Genomic DNA, 16,972 nt, shown 5'->3' on the forward strand with positions numbered 1-16,972 from the left:
CGGGCGCGGCTCCGCGAGTTTCAGCATGGATGCCTCCGGCGAGGACCTCGCCTCTTCCGACGCGGCCGCTGTCGATGCCGCCCTGACGGCGGGCGATCCCGCCACCGCGGTGCGCCTTGCGCGTCAGGCCATCGCGCTCGCGCCGCGTTGTCCGGCGATCTGGTTCGGGCTCGGCGCGGCGCGCGAGTCGCAATATCGGGGCGCGCGCAGCATCGACGAGGCGGTCGAAACCTACCGCGACGCCCTCGCCGCCTTCGACATGGCCCTGCTGCGGGACCCTGCCGATTGCCGCGGTGCCGCCCTGCGGCTGGCTCGGCTCGGGATCGGCGATCCGCTCGCGGCGATGTCGCCGGATCATGTTCGCGCGCTGTTCGACGACGAGGAGGCCCGCATCGAGCGGCGGCCGGCTCCGTTTCACGACGCCCTCCGCCGGGCCGCGGGCGAGCTGGGGCGGCAGGCCCTCTTCGCCCACGCGCTCGATCTCGGCTGCGGCACGGGCCTCGGCGCCGAGACGGTCCGGCCGCAATGTGCCCACCTGGCCGGGATCGACCTCTCGCCCGCCATGCTCGCCGAGGCGCGTCGCAGCGGGCTCTACGATGACCTCGCCGAGGGCGACCTCCTCGATTGGCTGGCCGAGCGGCCGGATGGCTCGGCCGACCTCGTCCTCGCCGACGACGTCTTCGCCTATCTCGGGGAACTCTGGCCGGTCTTCTCGGAGACGGCGCGCGTGCTCGCCGAGGGAGGGCTCTTTGCCTTCACCGCGCGATCGCACGAGGGCAGGGGGACGATCCTCGGCGAGGATCTCCGCTACGCCCATGCCGAGGCCCATCTTGCCGATCTCGCCGCGTCGCACGGGCTCCGCCTCGTCCTGTCCGAGGCGCGGCCATGCGAGGATCGTGGGCGGCCGGTGCCGGGCCTGCTGGTGGTGCTGGCGCGCTGACGGCCGCGCCTTCGAGCGGAGAGCCGCGCTTCACCAAGCCGGCAGGATCGACCCCTTGAACTTCGCGGCGATAAAGTCCTTCACGGGCTGCGAGCGGTAGATCTCGATGAACTTGCGGATCCTCGGGTCGTCCTTGCGATCGGCCCGGGCAGCGAAGAGCAGGGTGAAATAGGGCTTGGCCTGCGCATCGGCCGCCTCGGCGACCAGCGCCTTGTCGAGGTCGAGACCGGCGAGATAGGCGTAGTTGGACGAGACGAAGGCCGCGGCGACGTCGTCGAGGGAGCGGGCGAGCTGCGCCGCATCGATCTCGATGATCTGGATCCGCCTGGGGTTCTCCACCACGTCGGTCAGCCCGGCGGAGAGGCCCGCATTGGGCTTCAGCTTGATGAGGCCGGCCTTCTCGAGCAGCAGCAGAGCCCGCGCCGCGTTGGTCGGATCGTTCGGGATCGCGACCTTCGAGCCCGCGGGGATATCCGAGATCTTCGTGAACTTCTTGGAATGGATGCCGGCGGGGACGAGGATCGAGTCCTCGAGGCCGACGAGTTCGTAGTTGCGGGCCTTGATCTGGTTCGCGAGGTAGAACTTGTGCTGGAAGTTGTTGAGATCGATGTCGCCCGCCTGGAGGGCCGCATTGGGCAGGTTCCAGTCGCTGAACTCGATGATCTCAGCCTTGAGGCCCTCCGCCGCCGACAGGCGGGCGGCCTCGCGCAGGATGTCGCCATAGGGCCCCGCCGAGACGCCGACCTTGAGGGGCTTTGTGGCATCCGCCTGAGCCTGGCCGGGGCCGCCGAGCGCGAGTGCGAGCAGCAGGGACGAAGCCAGGGCGAGGAAGCGGGAGCGGCTCGGGATCATGGGGATGGGGTCGTCCGGTGCGTTCGGATGGTGATCGGGCCCAAGACTCGCGTCGCGTCCGCGCTGCGTTTCCTTCTCTCGGCCCCGGCTGATGCGTCGACCTAGACCGGTCGAAGTCGGGAGCGTCAACGAAACAATATTTTCCAACCTCGGCGGATCGAGAGAAGAAACGATCTGTTTTGGATTGAAAGCGCCGGTCCACCTGCGTCAAGAAGCAACGATATGTTTCGATATGATGTTCTGATGGAAAATCGTTCTACTTCGCTGGTCGCATTCCTGCATTGAGCGGAGCGGCTGTTCGCTCCGGGGCCGGGGCGGGGGCTATAGTCCCGTCGCAGATGCCGTGCGGATCAACTGCGCGGAAGCTGGGCACCCGTCTGGGTCAGCGCGTCGACGAAGATCGGCTCCCACGAGCGGATATGCCGCCGCATGAGGGCCTCGAGCCGGTCCGCCTCTCCGGCTTCGGCGAGAGAGATGATCTCGTAATGCTCCGCGATCGATTCGATCTGGCGCAACTGCCCCGCGCGCGAGCGGATGCCGTAGAGGCGCATCGTGTCGCGCAGGCCCATCACCGTGTCCGTCAGCGCCGTATTGCCAGCCGCTTCCAGGAGGATGCGATGGTAGGCGCGGTCCGCCTCGAGATAGCGCCGCACGTCGTCCGCCTCGACGGCGCTCCGGATCTCGTCGGCGAGGGCGCCCAGCGCCGAGAGGTCCTTCCGGCTCTTCAGGGCCACGATCCGCGCCGCGTGGAGTTCGAGGATTTCGCGCAGGTCGAAGACGTCGCGAAGGGCCTGAAGGGTCGGCTCCTTCACCCGGAAGCCGCGGTTGCGAACGGGCTCGAGCAGGCCGCCCCGCGCGAGTTCGAGGAGGGCTTCGCGCGCCGGCGTCGATGAGACGCCGAGAGCGGCGGCGAGGGTCGGGGCGGTATACATCGTGCCGGGCGGGCTTTCCCCGGCGATGATCTCGGCGCGCACCCGCTGCAGGACCTGTTCGCGCAGATTTCCGGTGCCTTGATCGCCGTTCATTCCCGGCCGTCCCCCCTTCTCAGCGAGTCGCACTCTTACGAGACGCGCTTGACGGACGCCATCGCCTGCTTCTAATGGTAATGCATTACAGAAATGTGTTACACCTCGCCGCTGCGAGGAAGGGTCGATGGCGCGACGGTATCCGGGATACTGCACCCTTTGCCGGTCGCGCTGCGGCTCGGTCACGGTCGTGGAGAACGGCCGGATGACCGGCGTCGAGCCGCTGCCGGGCCATCCGACCGGCGGTGCGCTGTGCGCCAAGGGCCGGGCGGCGCCGGAGCTCGTTCACAGTCCGCGACGACTCACCGTTCCGCTGCGCCGGACGAGGCCGAAAGGGGAGGGCGATCCGGGCTGGGTCGAGATCTCCTGGGACGAAGCCCTCGATGAGGTCGCATCGCGTCTGGGCAGCGTCCGCCGCGAATCCGGCGCCGAGGCGGTCGCCTTCGCCGTCACGACCCCGAGCGGCACGCCCATGGTCGACAGCTCCGAATGGGTCGAGCGGTTCGTGCGCTGCTTCGGCAGCCCCAACATCATCTATGCCGTCGAGGTCTGCGGCTGGCACAAGGATTACGCCCACGCCTACACGTTCGGCCGCGGCATCGGCTTCCCCGACTACGAGCAGGCCGATGCGATCGTGCTCTGGGGCCACAATCCGGCCCGGACCTGGCTCGCCCAGGCAACCCGGATCGCGGATGCGAAGCGGCGGGGCGCGACGGTCGCGGTGGTCGATCCGAAGCCATCGGGTTCGGGCCAGCTCGCCGATCTCTGGCTGAGGATCCGGCCCGGCGCCGATGCCGCCCTCGCCATGGCCGCGATCCGCCACCTGATCGCGACCGAGACCTACGATTCCGATTTCGTGACCCGCTGGACCAATGGTCCGCTGCTGGTCGACGCCGCGACGGGTCGCTTCGTTCGGGCCGGCGATGTCGGCCTCGCGGGGGAGCCCGAGGCCTTCGTCGTGCTGGGCGCCGAGGGGCGCCCGGTCGCCTACGACACACGGCGCCCGCTGGCAGGCCCCGTCCGGCTGGATGCCGAGGCGGTCCTGACCGGCGCGGGTGGTGCGCGCATCGAAGCGTCGACCGCCTTCCGCCTCCTGCGCGAGGAGGCCGAGCCCTACACGGCGGCGGCCGTCTCGACCCTGACCTGGCTCGACGAGGATTCGATCCGGGCCTTCACCGCCCTCTTCGAGGGCGCGCCGCGCCTTGCCTACCATTCCTGGACGGGCGTCGGGCAGCACAGCAACGCGACGGCGATCGAGCGCTCCATCGCGACGCTCTACGCGCTGACGGGCGCCTGCGACCGTGAGGGCGGCAATGTCTGGGCGGTCCCGCCGCCGACGCGGGCCGTGAACGACCTCTCGCTCCTGCCGCCGGGCCAGAAGGAGAAGGCACTCGGGCTCGACCGGCTGCCGCTCGGGCCGCCGGCCAAGGGCTGGGTGACGGCGCGGGACTTCGCGGCGGCGGCCCTCGAGGGCAGTCCCTACCGGGTTCGCGCGCTGATGAGCTGGGGCACGAACTTCCTCGCCTCGCAGAGCGACGCCGATCGCAATCGCGCGGCCCTGCATGCCCTCGATTTCCATGTCCATGCGGACATGTTCATGAACCCCACCGCCGAGCAGGCCGATATCGTGCTCCCGGTGAACATGCCCTGGGAGCGCGAGGCGCTCCGGATCGGCTTCGAGATCACCCAGGCGGCCGCCGAGACGATCCAGTTCCGCGAGGCCATGCTGCCGCGCCACGGGGAGGCGAAGGCCGATTACGAGATCGCCTTCGCCCTGGCGGGCCGGCTCGAGATGGGCGAGCACTTTTTCGGCGGGGACATCCGGGCGGGCTGGAACCACCAGATCGCCCCGCTCGGCATCACCCTCGACGATCTGAAGCCGCACCCGGGCGGGCGTCGCTTTCCCCAGAGTTTCCGGCACGGCAAGTACGGGGCTCCCGCCGAAGACGGGAGCGTGCCCGGCTTCGCCACCCGGACCCGCCGGGCCGAACTCTATTCCGAACTCCTCCTCGATCACGGCCAGGCGCCGCTGCCGAGCCATGTCGAGCCCGGCGAAAGCCCCTTCCGCGCCGATGCGGATGCGCGCTTCCCGCTGGTCCTGACGACGGCGAAGAACGGCTGGTTCGTCCACACCTCGCACCGTCACGTCGCCTCGCTGCGCAAGAAATCGCCGGATCCGGCTGTCGAGATCAGCCCGGCTCTCGCCGCGTCGCGCGGCCTTCGCGAAGGCGATTGGACCATCGTCGAGACGCAGGGCGGCACGGCCCGCCTTCGCGCGCGGATCAACGAGGCGCTGGACGACCGCGTCGTCGTCGCCGAATTCGGCTGGTGGGAGGATTGCCCTCCGCTCGGCCGCAGCCGCAGCGACGGCGCCGCCGGCATCGGTTCGAACCTCAACGCGATCCTGAGCGACCGGCATGCCGACCCCGTCAGCGGCTCGGTGCCGCTGCGGGCGATCACCTGCGAGATCCGCCCGGACATGCCGGCCAATCGCGGGCGCTGGCGCGGGCGCCGCGCCTTCGCGGTCACGCGGATCCGGCGGGAGGGCGAGGAGACCGTCGCGCTCGACCTCGCCCCGCGCGACGGGGCCGCGCTGCCGGACGCCCTGGCCGGCCAGCATGTCGAGCTGAGCCTGCCCGGCGAGGCGGCGGGACGCTCCTATTCGCTGACGGGAGGGTGCGACGCGCCGACCGTGCTCTCGCTCGGGATCAGGCGCCAGCCTTCGGCCGATGGGAAACCCTCCCTGTCCGAGCGTGTCCATGCGCTGAGGGCGGGCGACGAGGTCCTGCTCACGGCACCGTCCGGCGTGTTCAACCCGCCGCTCGGGGGGACGCGGCCGATCGTCTTCCTGGCCGCGGGGATCGGCATCACGCCGTTCCTGAGCCATCTCGAAACGCTCGCCCTCCGGCCGGCCGCATCGAGGCCGTCCGAGATCAGGCTCTTCCACGGCTGCCGTCACGGCGAGCTGCATCCCTTCGCGGAGCGGCTCGCCGAACTCGACGCCGCCCTGCCGGAACTGCGACGCGTCACGGCCTATTCGGCGCCGCGGCCGGAGGATCGGCCAGGGCTCGATTACGACCACCGTGGCCGGATCGACATCTCCTCCCTCGAGCCGATCCTGGACCGCCGCCCGCTCGTCTATCTCTGCGGCTCGTCCGGCTTCGTCACCGACATGAAGGCGGCGCTCGTCCGCATCGGGATCTTCGCCTTCGACATCTTCGCCGAAGCCTTCGTCTCCCCCGCTTCCGTCCCCGACAACCTCGCGCCGCAGGAAATCCGGCTCGCGGGGAGCGACGCCTCCTTCCTGTGGCAGCCGGAAGCCGGCTCGCTGCTCGATGCGGCGCATCGGGCCGGAGTGCCCCTGCCGAGTGGATGCCGGGTCGGCCAGTGCGAAAGCTGCGCCGTCACCGTCGTCGCAGGAGAGGTCGCTCACCTCGTCGAAGTCGACACCGAGCCCGGCCGCTGCCTCGCCTGCATGGCAGTCCCGCTCGGGCCGGTCACGCTCGCAATCCAGTAGTAGCGGCACTGCGCCGCCCATTCCGAAGAGGGGTCTTACGATGAGCGATACCGCACGATCTGCGGGCGACGCACCGCATGAAGCGTCCGGCGAGACCTGGATGACCCGGTTCTCGCAGCGAATGGTGGTCTTCGCCGAACGCTGGTTCCCGGACGCCTATGTCTTCGTGCTCCTCGCCGTCATCGTGGTCGCCGGCGGCGCCATCGCGCACGGCTCCTCGGCGCTCGCGGTCAGCCAGGCCTTCGGCGACGGCTTCTGGAACCTGATCCCCTTCACGATGCAGATGGCGCTCGTGGCCATCGGCGGATACGTCGTGGCGATGTCGCCGCCGGTCGCGGCGGCCCTGAAATGGCTCGCCCGGATCCCGACGAGCGGACGCGGCGCCGTCGTCTTCATCGGCGTGCTGTCGATCCTGCTTTCGCTCGTGAACTGGGGCGTGAGCCTGATCTTCTCGGGCCTGCTCGTCCGGGAGATCGCCCGCCGCCGCGACATCCGCCTCGATTATCGCGCGGCCGGCGCGGCAGGCTATCTCGGCCTCGGCTGCGGCTTCACGCTCGGCATCACCTCCTCGGCGGCTCAGCTCCAGGCCAATGCGGCCAGCATCCCGTCCTCGCTCCTGCCCATCACGGGGGTCATCCCGTTCACGGAGACGATCCTGACCTGGCAGAACGGCGTCACGACGATCTTCATCACCATCATGTCGGCGATCATCTGCCACTACTCGACGCCCGTCGATGCACGCGCCAAGACGGCGGAGGATCTCGGCGTCCGGCTCGACAACGACCAGATCGAGGTCCGCAAGCCGACGCGTCCGGGCGATTACCTCGAGTTCAGCCCGATCCTGACCATCCTGATCGTCGCCCTCGCGCTCGGCTGGCTCTGGCAGACGTTCCGCTCCGGCAATCCGCTGATCACGCTGTCCGGTCTCAACACCTACAACTTCGTCTTCCTGCTTCTCGGCATCCTGCTCCACTGGCGCCCGCGCAGCCTCATCGAGGCCTTCGCCAAGGCGATGCCGAGCGTCTCGGGCGTCCTGCTGCAATTCCCCTTCTATGCGGGCATCGCGGCGATCCTGACCAAGGTGCAGAACGGGGCCGGCACGACCCTGTCGGACACGATCGCGACCTGGTTCGTCGGCCTGTCCACGAACTCGACGATCTTCTCGTTCGTGGTCGGGATCTACTCGGCCCTGCTCGGCTTCTTCATCCCGTCGGCCGGCGGCAAGTGGATCATCGAAGCGCCCTACGTCATGAAGGCCGCGAACGAGATCGGCGCCCATCTCGGCTGGACCGTCATGGTCTACAACATCGCCGAGACGCTGCCGAACTTCCTCAACCCGTTCTGGATGCTGCCTCTTCTCGGTATCCTCGGCCTCAAGTCGAAGGATCTGATCGGCTACACCTCGGTCCAGTTCTTCATCCACTTCCCGCTGGTGATGATCCTCGCGGCGATCCTGATGTCGACCTTCACCTATGCTCCGCCGGTGATGCCGTAACCTCGGCGGAAGAGCCGGCAACGGGGGAGGCGGTCGCGCCTCCCCCGAAGCTCAGGCGCCCCAGCGAGCGGGGCGCTTCTCGGCGAAGGAGGCGAGGCCTTCCTTCGCCTCATCGGATTGCCGCTTGGCGGCGTGAGCCTCGACGAGAGCCTGGAAGCCCTCGTCGATGATGTCGGCGAAGGCGCCTTCGAGCGTCAGCGCCTTGGTCTCGGCGATCGCATCGGGGCCGTTCTCCAGCACATGCCCGACGATCTTCTCGCCCGCGGCCGCCAGCCCGTCGAGCGGCACGACCTCGTGCACGAGCCCGATCCGCCGCGCCTCCTCGGCGCCGAAACGCTCGCCCGTCAGGGCGTAGCGCCGGACCTGCCGCACGCCGATCGCGTCGTTGAGCTGCGGGATGATGATCGCCGCCGTCAGCCCCCAGCGCACCTCCGCGATCGAGAACAGGGCATTCTCGGCCGCGATCACCACGTCGCAGGCGGCCGCGATCCCGGTGCCGCCGCCGAAACAGCCGCCCTGGATGAGGGCGATGGTCGGCACGGGCGCAATGTTGAGGAGGCGCACGGCCTCGGCGGTGGCGGCGGAGACGCGCAGATTCTCCTCGGCGTCGGATTCGCGGACCGCGTTGATCCAGGTGAGGTCCGCCCCGGCCTGGAAATGCCGCCCGTTGCCGGAGAGCACGACCGCGCGCAGGCCCTCGGCGTCCGAGAGCGCCTCGAGCGCTTCGAGCACGCCGTCGATCAGGGCCGCGTTATAGGCGTTGTTCACCTCCGGCCGGTTGAGCACGACGCTCGCGACGCCCCTCGCGTCGATGTCCCAGAGAACGGGGCCGGTCTTGCGTGACGTGCTCATTCTGTGTCTCCCCCCGGGCTGCTCAGGCGGGCGAGGTGCCGCTCCGCCATCTCCTCCGCCTCCCGTTCGATCGTCCGGTAGCAGGCGACGAGCCTCGCGCCAAACGGCGTCAGCCGGGCGCCGCCGCCGCTTTTTCCCCCCGGCTGCGCCTCGATGACGGGTTCGGCCAGCGTCCGGTTCATCTCGTCGACGAGGAGCCAGGCGCGCCGGTACGACATGGCGAGCGCGCGCCCGGCGGCCGAGATCGAGCCGTGCTCGGCGATCAGTTCCAGGAGCCTGATCTTGCCGGGACCGACCCGGACGCCGGGGGCGAGATCGATCCGGATGCTGAGGGAAACCATGGGGGACCGTTCCGACGCCTGCGGGTGCTGTTGGAGCGCCCGGACGGGCGCGGGAGACAGGATAGACGATCGCGCCGATCGCGACAGACCGATGCGATCAGTCCCGCCGGGCGCGGGCGGGCTGCGGGGCTGCGAAAGCCTGGTCGCATTTCGCCCAGGGCGCGCTCGACAGGCTGCGCGCGAGGTGCTCCATCAGCACCGTCACGCGGGCGGGGCGCAGGCTGCCGGGCGGCGTGACGAGGTGGAGGGCGATCTCGGGCAGCGACCAGCCGGGCATCGCCGGCTCGAGCAGGCCCGCCTCGAGATCCTGCCAGACCATGAATTCCGGCTGCACGGCGAGGCCGAGCCCGGCTCGGAGGGCCGGACCGAGGGCGTCGCCGTTATTGGCCCTGAGCGGCCCGACCGGGCGGATGGAGGCCTCCTCGCCCGCGGGATCGACGAAGATCCAACGGTCGGGCGTCGCCAGATAGGCGTAGCCGAGACAGACATGCCGCGCGAGGTCGCTGGGGTGCTCGGGCCGGCCCATGCGCTGGAAATAGGACGGCGCGCCGACGAGAAGGCGCCGGACGCCGCAGAGCCGGCGCGCCCGCAGGCTGGAATCGGCGAGCGCCGCGATCCGGAGCGAGAGATCGAAGCCCTCGCCCACGAGGTCGACCAGCGCGTCGCTGAGATGGAGATCGACCGAGACCTCGGGATAGGCCGCGAGGAAATCCGGCAGGACCGGTGCGACATGGGCGATGCCGAAGGACATGGGCGCCGCGAACCGGACGAGCCCGCGCGGCTGCGTCGAGCCGGCGGTCGCCTCCGCCTCGGCGGCCTCGCCCTCCGCCAGGATGCGGGCGGCATGGACAGCCGCGCTGCGTCCGGTCTCGCTCAGCGAAACGCGGCGCGAGGTCCGGTGGAACAGGGTCGCGCCGAGGCGGGCTTCGAGGCGGCTGACGGCCTTCGACACCGTCGCCTTGGAGAGGCCGAGATCGGCCGCGGCGCGGACATAGGAGCCCGTCTCGGCGACCTTCGCGAAGATGGCCCAGGCTTCGAGATCGGGTAGACGCTGCATCGCAAATCCGGAAACGATCCGTTTCGACTGTTTCTCTTTCGGAGCCGGGAGACAAGCGCCACTTTGGGTCCTCGATCAACCGGACCCGAAAGGCCGATCCCGATGCCCAAGGTGCTCGTTCTCTATTATTCCAGCTACGGCCATATCGAGACGATGGCCAATGCCATCGCCGAAGGGGCCCGGTCCGCCGGGGCCGAGGTCGCGATCAGGCGCGTGCCGGAGACGGTGCCCGAGGATGTCGCGCGCTCGAGCCATTTCAAGCTCGACCAGGCCGCTCCGATCGCCACCATCGACGAGCTTCCGGATTACGACGCGATCATCGTCGGCACGGGAACGCGGTTCGGGCGGATCTCGTCGCAGATGGCCGCCTTCCTCGACAAGGCCGGCGGGCTCTGGGCGCGCGGTGCGCTGAACGGAAAGGTCGGTGCCGCCTTCACCTCGACGGCGAGCCAGCATGGCGGGCAGGAGACGACGCTGTTCTCGCTCATCACCAACCTCCTGCATTTCGGCATGGTCGTGGTCGGGCTGCCCTATTCGTTCCAGGGCCAGCTGCGGATCGACGAGGTGACGGGCGGGGCGCCCTACGGCGCGACCACCATCGCCGGCGGCGACGGCTCCCGTCAGCCGAGCGAGACCGAGCTCGACGGTGCTCGCTATCTCGGCAAGCACGTCGCCGAGGTGGCCGGGAAGCTCGCCGCCTGAGCGCGCGCCTCGCTTCTCCCCTTGCGGGAGAAGTCGAGTCACGCGTCGGCGTGACCGGATGAGGGGCCTCAGAAACACGCCGATACCGGTCGCGCGCGCCCCTCACCCGGCCGCCGCCTCCGGCGTCGCTCGACCTCTCCCGCAAGGGGAGAGGTCACACCCACGCGAAAGGATACGACGATGACCCACGGTATCCATCACGTCACGGCGATCGCGGGGCCCGCGCGCCGGAACATCGACTTCCACACCCGCATCCTGGGGACGCGGCTCGTGAAGAAGACGGTCAATTTCGACGATCCGGGCACCTATCATCTCTATTACGGCGACGAGGCCGGCACGCCCGGCACGATCCTGACCTTCTTCCCCTGGGAGCATGTGGCGCCCGGGCGGATCGGGATCGGTCAGACGCAGGAGACGGCCTTTCGCGTGCCGCAGGGCTCGATCGGCTACTGGTCGCAGCGCTTCGTCGAGCAGGGCGTCAAGCATCAGGCGCCGGTGCGCCGGTTCGGCGAGACCGTACTCTCCTTCGAGGACCCGGACGGGATGCCGCTCGCTCTCGTCGGCGTCGCGGGAGCGGAGACGGAGCCGGCCTGGACCGGGTCCGACATCCCGGCGGAGCACGCGATCCGCGGGTTCCACGGCGTCACGCTGCTGCTGCGCGAGGCCGAGCCCACGGCGGCGATCCTGACCGACGTGCTCGGCTTCCGCGAGGTCGGCCGCGAAGGGACGATTCTGAGGCTCGAATCGGACGCGGCTGCCGGCAGCGTGGTCCAGCTTCGCGCGGTCGGGGATTTCCCGTCCGGACGGGCCGGCGGCGGCACGGTGCACCACGTCGCCTTCCGTGCGTCGGACGACGCCGCGCAGGCGGAGATGGTCAGGCGCCTCGCCGAGGGGCACGGCATCGAGGCGACGGAGCAGAAGGACCGCAACTACTTCAGGTCGGTCTATTTCCGCGAGCCCGGCGGGGTGCTGTTCGAGATCGCGACCGACGATCCGGGCTTCGCGGTCGACGAGCCCGTCTCGTCCCTCGGACAGACCCTGAGGCTGCCGGGATTCCTCGAGCCCCGGCGGGGCTCGATCGAGGCGGTCCTGCCTCGGCTCGAGGCGGCGTGACGGCGATGGCACTGACCTTCATCCATCGCTACGAGCCGGCGCAGCCTTCGGCGCCGGCCGGATCTCCGCTGCTCCTGCTTCACGGGACCGGCGGCGACGAGACCGATCTCCTGCCCCTCGGCAGGATGATCGCGCCGCGCGCGGCCCTGCTCTCGCCACGCGGCAAGGTGCTGGAGCGCGGCATGCCGCGCTTCTTCCGGCGGATCTCCGAAGGCGTCTTCGACGAGGACGACCTCACCCGCCGGACGAACGAGCTGGCCGAATTCGTCGGCGAGGCGCGGGAGGCCTACGGGCTTCCGGCTCCCGTCGCGGTCGGCTTCTCGAACGGCGCCAATGTCGCGGCCGCCCTGCTGCTGCTCCGGCCCGGCGTGCTGGCGGGCGCGGCGCTGATCCGGGCGGTCGTCCCGTTCCGCGAGCCGCCGCCGGCCGATCTCGCCGGGACGCCGGTCCTCGTCCTGTCGGGTGCCGCCGATCCGATCGTGCCGGCGGCGGATTCGGAGCGGCTCGCCGCGCTTCTGACCGAGGATGGCGCGGCGGTCCGGCACGTCACCCTGCCGGCCGGCCACGGCATCACGCGCGAGGATGTCGACCTCGTGCGCGACTGGTTGCCGGCCTGAGGGCAGCCAAGCCAAGGGGCAGCGTGTCGCGCGCCGCCCCTTGGTCGAGCCTCCCGGTCCCGGCTCCATCTTCGACGGATTGCGCATTTCGCGGTTGCTTGACGCTCCCGCCCCTTCGCGGCCATGTGGGGCTGCGTGCGGAAGCCGGACGCGGCCCGTCCCGCGAGGTCGTGCCGGCCCGCGTGACGGGAACGGCCTTGGACCTTTCGATTTCGCTCATCCTCCTCCAGGACGGCGTCGTGAACGCGGCGATCTACGCGTTGCTGGCGCTCGCCATGGTGCTGCTCTTCACCGTCACGCGCGTGATCTTCGTGCCGATCGGAGAATTCGTCTCGTTCGGCGCCCTGACGCTCGCGGCGCTCGAAGCGGGCCACATGCCCGGGACCGCTTGGCTGCTGGTGCTCTTCGGTCTCGCGGCCGCGGTCGCGACGCTCTGGGCCGAGCGACGCAATCTCACCACGCGCATCTGGCTGAAGACGCTCGGCGAGACGATCGTCCTGCCCGCTGCCATCGTCGGTCTCGTCCTGCTTCTCGCGCCGCTCAAGCCGCCTCAGGCGGTCCAGGTCGCGCTGGCGCTGCTGATGACGGCGCCGCTCGGCCTCTACATGTATGCGACCGTCTACCGGCCCATCGCCGAGGCCTCGGTGCTGGTGCTCCTCATCGTCTCCGTGGCGCTGCATATCGCGCTGGTCGGGCTCGGCCTCGTCTTCTTCGGGGCGGAGGGATCGCGCACCACGGCCCTGTCCGAGGCGAGCCTCGCGCTCGGCGATCTCGTCGTCAGCGGACAGGCTCTCTCGGTCCTCGCCGTGACGGCGGCGCTGATCGCGGGTCTCTACCTCTTCTTCGAGCGGACCCTGATCGGCAAGGCGTTGCAGGCGACGGCGGTGAACCGGCTCGGGGCGAGGCTCGTCGGCATCTCGCCCGCCTTCTCGGGCCGCTTCGCCTTCGGCCTCGCGGCCCTGATCGGCACGCTCGGCGGCATCCTGATCTCGCCGTTGACGACGGTCTATTACGATACCGGCTTCATCATCGGGCTGAAGGGCTTCGTCGCCGCCATCATCGGCGGCCTCGTCAGCTATCCCATCGCGGCCGCCGCTGCGATCCTCGTCGGGGTGATCGAGAGCTTCGCCTCCTTCTTCGCCAGCGAATTGAAGGAGGTGATCGTGTTCATGATCATCGTGCCGATCCTTCTCATCCGCTCGCGCGGGGCGCTGGTGCTGGAGGACGAGGAGTGAGCCGCGCCGTCTCCATTCCCGCTCTCGTCGCGCTGCTCGCGGCGATCGCGCTGCCCCTCGTGCCGGGCGTGCCGACCTACTGGATCACGGTCGCGAGCTATATCGGCTTCTCCGGCATCGTCGCGCTCGGCATCGTCGTGCTGACGGGCGTCGCGGGCGTCGTCTCCTTCGGCCAGGCGATGTTCGTCGGCTTCGGCGCCTACACGACCGCGATCCTGACGACCCGCTACGGCTGGCCCGCCTTCGCGACGCTGCCCGTCGCCATCCTCATCACGGGCACGCTGGCCTGGGGGATCGGGGCGATCACGCTGCGCCTGAAGGGCCATTACCTGCCCGTCGCGACCATCGCCTGGAACATCTCCTTCTTCTATCTCACCGGCGGGCTCGACTTCTTCCGCCGCTTCGACGGCATCTCGGGCATCCCGCCCATCGCCATCGGCGACTTCACCTTCACGAGCGGCGGGGCGAGCTTCTACTACCTGACCCTCGCCATCGTGGCGCTGCTCGTGGTCCTGACGGCGAACCTCCTCGACAGCCGCGTCGGACGCGCCATCCGCGCGCTGCGCGGCGGCGTGCTGGCCGCCGAATCCTTCGGCATCGACACCGGCCGCGCCCGCATCCTCGCCTTCGTCTACGCGGCGGTGCTGGCCTCGATCTCGGGCTGGCTCTACGCGCATTTCCAGCGGGCCATCAATCCGTCGCCCTTCTCGATCAACGCCTCGATCGACTACCTCCTGATGGCGGTCGCGGGCGGGATCGGGCAGATCGGCGGGGCCTTGCTCGGCTCGGGCATCGTGACGATCGTCCGCGAGAAGCTGCAGGACGTCCTGCCCCATCTCATCGGGACGCAGGGGAATTTCGAGGCCATCGTCTTCGGCTTCGTCCTGATCCTGATCTTCCAGTTCGCGCCCGAGGGGCTGATGCCCTATCTGCGCCGCCTCGGTGGCCGCCTGAGCCGGGCGGTGTCGCCGGAGAGGCCGGTCGTCGCGGCGCCGCCGCCCGCGCGCCTGCCGCCGGAGCGCGGCACGGAGGTGCTAGGCGTCGCGGATCTGCGCAAGACCTTCGGCGGGCTCGTCGCCGTCGACGATATCGGCTTCACCGTGCGGGCGGGCGAGATCGTCGGGCTGATCGGTCCGAACGGCGCCGGCAAGTCGACCACCTTCAACCTCGTCACGGGCGTGATGCCGGCGAGCGCGGGCGAGGTGCGCTTTCTCGGCCAGCCCGTCCAGGGCTGGCTGTCGCGCCGGATCGCCCGGCTCGGGCTCGCGCGGACCTTCCAGCACGTCAAGCTCGTGCACGGCATGAGCGTGATCGACAACGTCGTCATCGGGGCCCATCTCGACGGCCATGCCGGCGCGATCCAGGGCGCGCTGCGGCTCGACCGGGCGGAGGAGGAGCGGCTTTTCGCGCGGGCGCGGGCCGCGATCGCGCGGGTCGGGTTGTCCGAGTACGAGCAGACGATCGCGACCGAGCTCGCCCTCGGCCAGCAGCGCCTCGTCGAGATCGCGCGGGCTCTCGCGGCCGACCCCGTCATGATCCTCCTCGACGAGCCGGCCGCGGGGCTGCGCCATGCCGAGAAGACGGCGCTCGCGGATCTCCTGCGCGACCTGCGCGAGAGCGGCATCGCGGTGCTGCTGGTCGAGCACGACATGGATTTCGTGATGGGGCTGACAGACCGGTTGGTCGTGATGAATTTCGGCTCCGAACTGGCGCAGGGCCGCCCGGCCGAGATCCAGAGGAACCCGGCCGTTCTCGAAGCCTATCTCGGGAGCGCGGCGTGACCCCGGCCGACGGCGCGGCGCCGCTCCTCGCGCTCGAGCGCTTCTGCGTCGCCTATGGCCGCGTCGAGGCGGTGCACGAGGTCTCGCTGAACGTGCCCGAGGGATCGATCGTGACGATCCTCGGGCCGAACGGCGCCGGCAAGACGACCCTCCTCTCGGCGATCATGGGCGTCCTGCCCGCGCGGGGCGGCGCCACCTTCCGCGGCGCTCCCCTCGGACGCCGGAGCGTCGAGGAGCGCGTCCAGGACGGCATGAGCCTCGTCGCCGAGAAGCGCGAACTCTTCGTCACGATGAGCGTCGAGGACAATCTGCGCCTCGGCGGCTTCCGCCGGCGGGGCACGGCCGCCTTCGACGAGGCGCTGGAGGCGATGTGGCGGCTCTTTCCGCGTCTCGACGAGCGCCGCAGCCAGCTTGCGGGGACGCTCTCCGGCGGCGAGCGGCAGATGCTCGCGACCGCCCGTGCCCTGATGAGCGGCCCGCGCCTCCTGATGCTCGACGAGCCCTCGCTCGGCCTCGCGCCGCTGATCGTGAAGGAGGTCTTCCGCATCATCGCGGAACTGCGCCGCACCGGCGTCTCGATCCTCCTCGTCGAGCAGAACGCCCGCGCCGCCCTCGAGGCCGCCGACTACGCCTATGTGCTGGAGAACGGCGAGGTCGTCCTCGAAGGCCCGGCCGCCGATCTCCGCCAGGACGAGCGCGTCATCGCGACCTATCTCGGCATCAAGTCGGTCGCGACCTGAGGGTCCGGCCGGAAGGACGACGGGTTCCTTCGATCGTCGGCGGAGCGGTCGAGTTACCGCATCGGTCTCGCTCCGCCCCACCCTCCCCTGGAGGGGGAGGGTCGACGGCGAAGCCGGCGGGGTGGGGTGACACCCACCTCTCCGCTTCCGCAGCGTCGTCGAGGCGGAGATCCCGCATCACCCCACCCCGGACCTTCGGTCCCACCCTCCCCCTCCAGGGGAGGGTGGGCGTGTCGGGATTCCTCAGCGCGAGCCGGCGAAGAGCGGGTGCTCGACCTTGTCGCCGGCCTTGATGCCGAGGCGCTTGGCGGTGCCCGCGATCACTTCGAGCACGGACAGGACCGGCTCGCCCGAGGAGACGACCCGCGTCGACAGCGGCTCGGTGTTCTCGGCGATGCGGGCGATGCTGCCATCCCTGCGGATGAAGATCATGTCGAGCGACAGATAGGTGTTCTTCATCCACATCGAGATCGGCTCGACGCGCTTGAAGTCGAACAGCATGCCGCGGTCCGGCGCCATGCTGCGCCGGTACATCAGGCCCTGCGCCCGCTCATCGTCGGTCCGCGCCACCTCCACCTCGAAGGCGTGGCGTCCCGATTGCGAGACGATCGTCAGCGGCTCGAAGGTTTGCGCCGAGGCGGAGCCGGCAAAGCCGACGGCGAGAAGGAGGAGGCAGAGGAGAGCACGCATGGGACCGGAGAATAG

At 69.9% G+C, this 16,972-nt stretch carries 15 protein-coding genes; 9 read left to right on the forward strand and 6 right to left on the reverse strand.

Annotation, left to right across the window (positions count from 1 at the left end):
- Positions 1 to 25 precede the first annotated feature (25 nt).
- Positions 26 to 940 (forward strand): class I SAM-dependent DNA methyltransferase, encoded by a 915-nt coding sequence (locus EV668_RS02600; protein ID WP_166652315.1) that lies wholly within the window; start codon positions 26 to 28, stop codon positions 938 to 940.
- A gap of 30 nt (positions 941 to 970) precedes the next feature.
- Here the strand turns inward: EV668_RS02600 and EV668_RS02605 are convergent, their stop codons facing one another.
- Both EV668_RS02605 and EV668_RS02610 read right to left on the reverse strand, forming a co-directional pair.
- Positions 971 to 1,792: a MetQ/NlpA family ABC transporter substrate-binding protein gene (locus EV668_RS02605; protein WP_133768289.1), complete on the reverse strand. Its 822-nt coding sequence runs from the start codon at positions 1,790 to 1,792 to the stop codon at positions 971 to 973.
- 350 nt (positions 1,793 to 2,142) lie between these two features.
- Entirely contained in the window at positions 2,143 to 2,817 is a 675-nt protein-coding gene (locus EV668_RS02610) for a GntR family transcriptional regulator (RefSeq protein ID WP_133768290.1), read from the reverse strand.
- Between the two features lie 127 nt (positions 2,818 to 2,944).
- Between EV668_RS02610 and EV668_RS02615 the strand changes: the two genes are divergently transcribed.
- Together EV668_RS02615 and EV668_RS02620 are read left to right on the forward strand one after the other, a co-directional pair.
- On the forward strand, positions 2,945 to 6,334 hold the full coding sequence (locus EV668_RS02615; RefSeq protein ID WP_133768291.1) for a molybdopterin-dependent oxidoreductase: 3,390 nt from the start codon (positions 2,945 to 2,947) through the stop codon (positions 6,332 to 6,334).
- A gap of 100 nt (positions 6,335 to 6,434) precedes the next feature.
- Entirely contained in the window at positions 6,435 to 7,829 is a 1,395-nt protein-coding gene (locus tag EV668_RS02620; RefSeq protein WP_245512788.1) for a short-chain fatty acid transporter, read from the forward strand.
- A gap of 51 nt (positions 7,830 to 7,880) precedes the next feature.
- On the opposite strand, the gene EV668_RS02625 is transcribed toward EV668_RS02620, so the two are convergent.
- The 3 genes from EV668_RS02625 to EV668_RS02635 all read right to left on the reverse strand — a co-directional run bounded on the left by EV668_RS02625 (position 7,881) and on the right by EV668_RS02635 (position 10,079).
- On the reverse strand, positions 7,881 to 8,681 hold the full coding sequence (locus EV668_RS02625; RefSeq protein ID WP_133768293.1) for an enoyl-CoA hydratase-related protein: 801 nt from the start codon (positions 8,679 to 8,681) through the stop codon (positions 7,881 to 7,883).
- Positions 8,678 to 9,022 carry a winged helix-turn-helix domain-containing protein gene (locus tag EV668_RS02630; protein WP_133768294.1) on the reverse strand — a complete coding sequence of 115 codons (345 nt, stop codon included), beginning with the start codon at positions 9,020 to 9,022 and terminating at the stop codon, positions 8,678 to 8,680. Before EV668_RS02630 ends, EV668_RS02625 begins: the two co-directional genes overlap by 4 nt.
- Positions 9,023 to 9,119: 97 nt before the next feature.
- Positions 9,120 to 10,079 carry a LysR family transcriptional regulator gene (locus EV668_RS02635; RefSeq protein WP_133768295.1) on the reverse strand — a complete coding sequence of 320 codons (960 nt, stop codon included), beginning with the start codon at positions 10,077 to 10,079 and terminating at the stop codon, positions 9,120 to 9,122.
- 102 nt (positions 10,080 to 10,181) lie between these two features.
- Here EV668_RS02635 and wrbA point away from each other — a divergent pair, with 102 nt between their 5' ends.
- From wrbA to EV668_RS02665, 6 genes are all read left to right on the forward strand, one after another.
- A complete protein-coding gene (wrbA, locus tag EV668_RS02640; protein ID WP_133768296.1) occupies positions 10,182 to 10,781 on the forward strand; it encodes an NAD(P)H:quinone oxidoreductase in 600 nt (199 codons plus the stop codon).
- 180 nt (positions 10,782 to 10,961) lie between these two features.
- On the forward strand, positions 10,962 to 11,894 hold the full coding sequence (locus tag EV668_RS02645; RefSeq protein WP_133768297.1) for a ring-cleaving dioxygenase: 933 nt from the start codon (positions 10,962 to 10,964) through the stop codon (positions 11,892 to 11,894).
- Between the two features lie 5 nt (positions 11,895 to 11,899).
- Positions 11,900 to 12,511 (forward strand): alpha/beta hydrolase, encoded by a 612-nt coding sequence (locus EV668_RS02650; protein WP_133769942.1) that lies wholly within the window; start codon positions 11,900 to 11,902, stop codon positions 12,509 to 12,511.
- Positions 12,512 to 12,708: 197 nt separating this feature from the next.
- The gene (locus EV668_RS02655; protein WP_133769943.1) at positions 12,709 to 13,746 is read left to right on the forward strand and encodes a branched-chain amino acid ABC transporter permease; all 1,038 of its coding nucleotides are present in this window, start codon (positions 12,709 to 12,711) and stop codon (positions 13,744 to 13,746) included.
- Positions 13,743 to 15,527 (forward strand): branched-chain amino acid ABC transporter ATP-binding protein/permease, encoded by a 1,785-nt coding sequence (locus tag EV668_RS02660; protein WP_133768298.1) that lies wholly within the window; start codon positions 13,743 to 13,745, stop codon positions 15,525 to 15,527. The genes EV668_RS02655 and EV668_RS02660 overlap by 4 nt, the downstream gene beginning before the upstream one ends.
- Entirely contained in the window at positions 15,524 to 16,267 is a 744-nt protein-coding gene (locus tag EV668_RS02665; protein WP_133768299.1) for an ABC transporter ATP-binding protein, read from the forward strand. Before EV668_RS02660 ends, EV668_RS02665 begins: the two co-directional genes overlap by 4 nt.
- Before the next feature lie 243 nt (positions 16,268 to 16,510).
- Here EV668_RS02665 and EV668_RS02670 read toward each other — a convergent pair whose 3' ends face one another.
- Positions 16,511 to 16,957, reverse strand: coding sequence for a DUF192 domain-containing protein (locus EV668_RS02670; protein ID WP_133768300.1), 447 nt, complete (start codon positions 16,955 to 16,957; stop codon positions 16,511 to 16,513).
- Positions 16,958 to 16,972: the final 15 nt, after the last annotated feature.

Origin of the sequence: Enterovirga rhinocerotis, assembly GCF_004363955.1 — a bacterium.
Classification (GTDB): Bacteria; Pseudomonadota; Alphaproteobacteria; order Rhizobiales; family Beijerinckiaceae; genus Enterovirga; species Enterovirga rhinocerotis.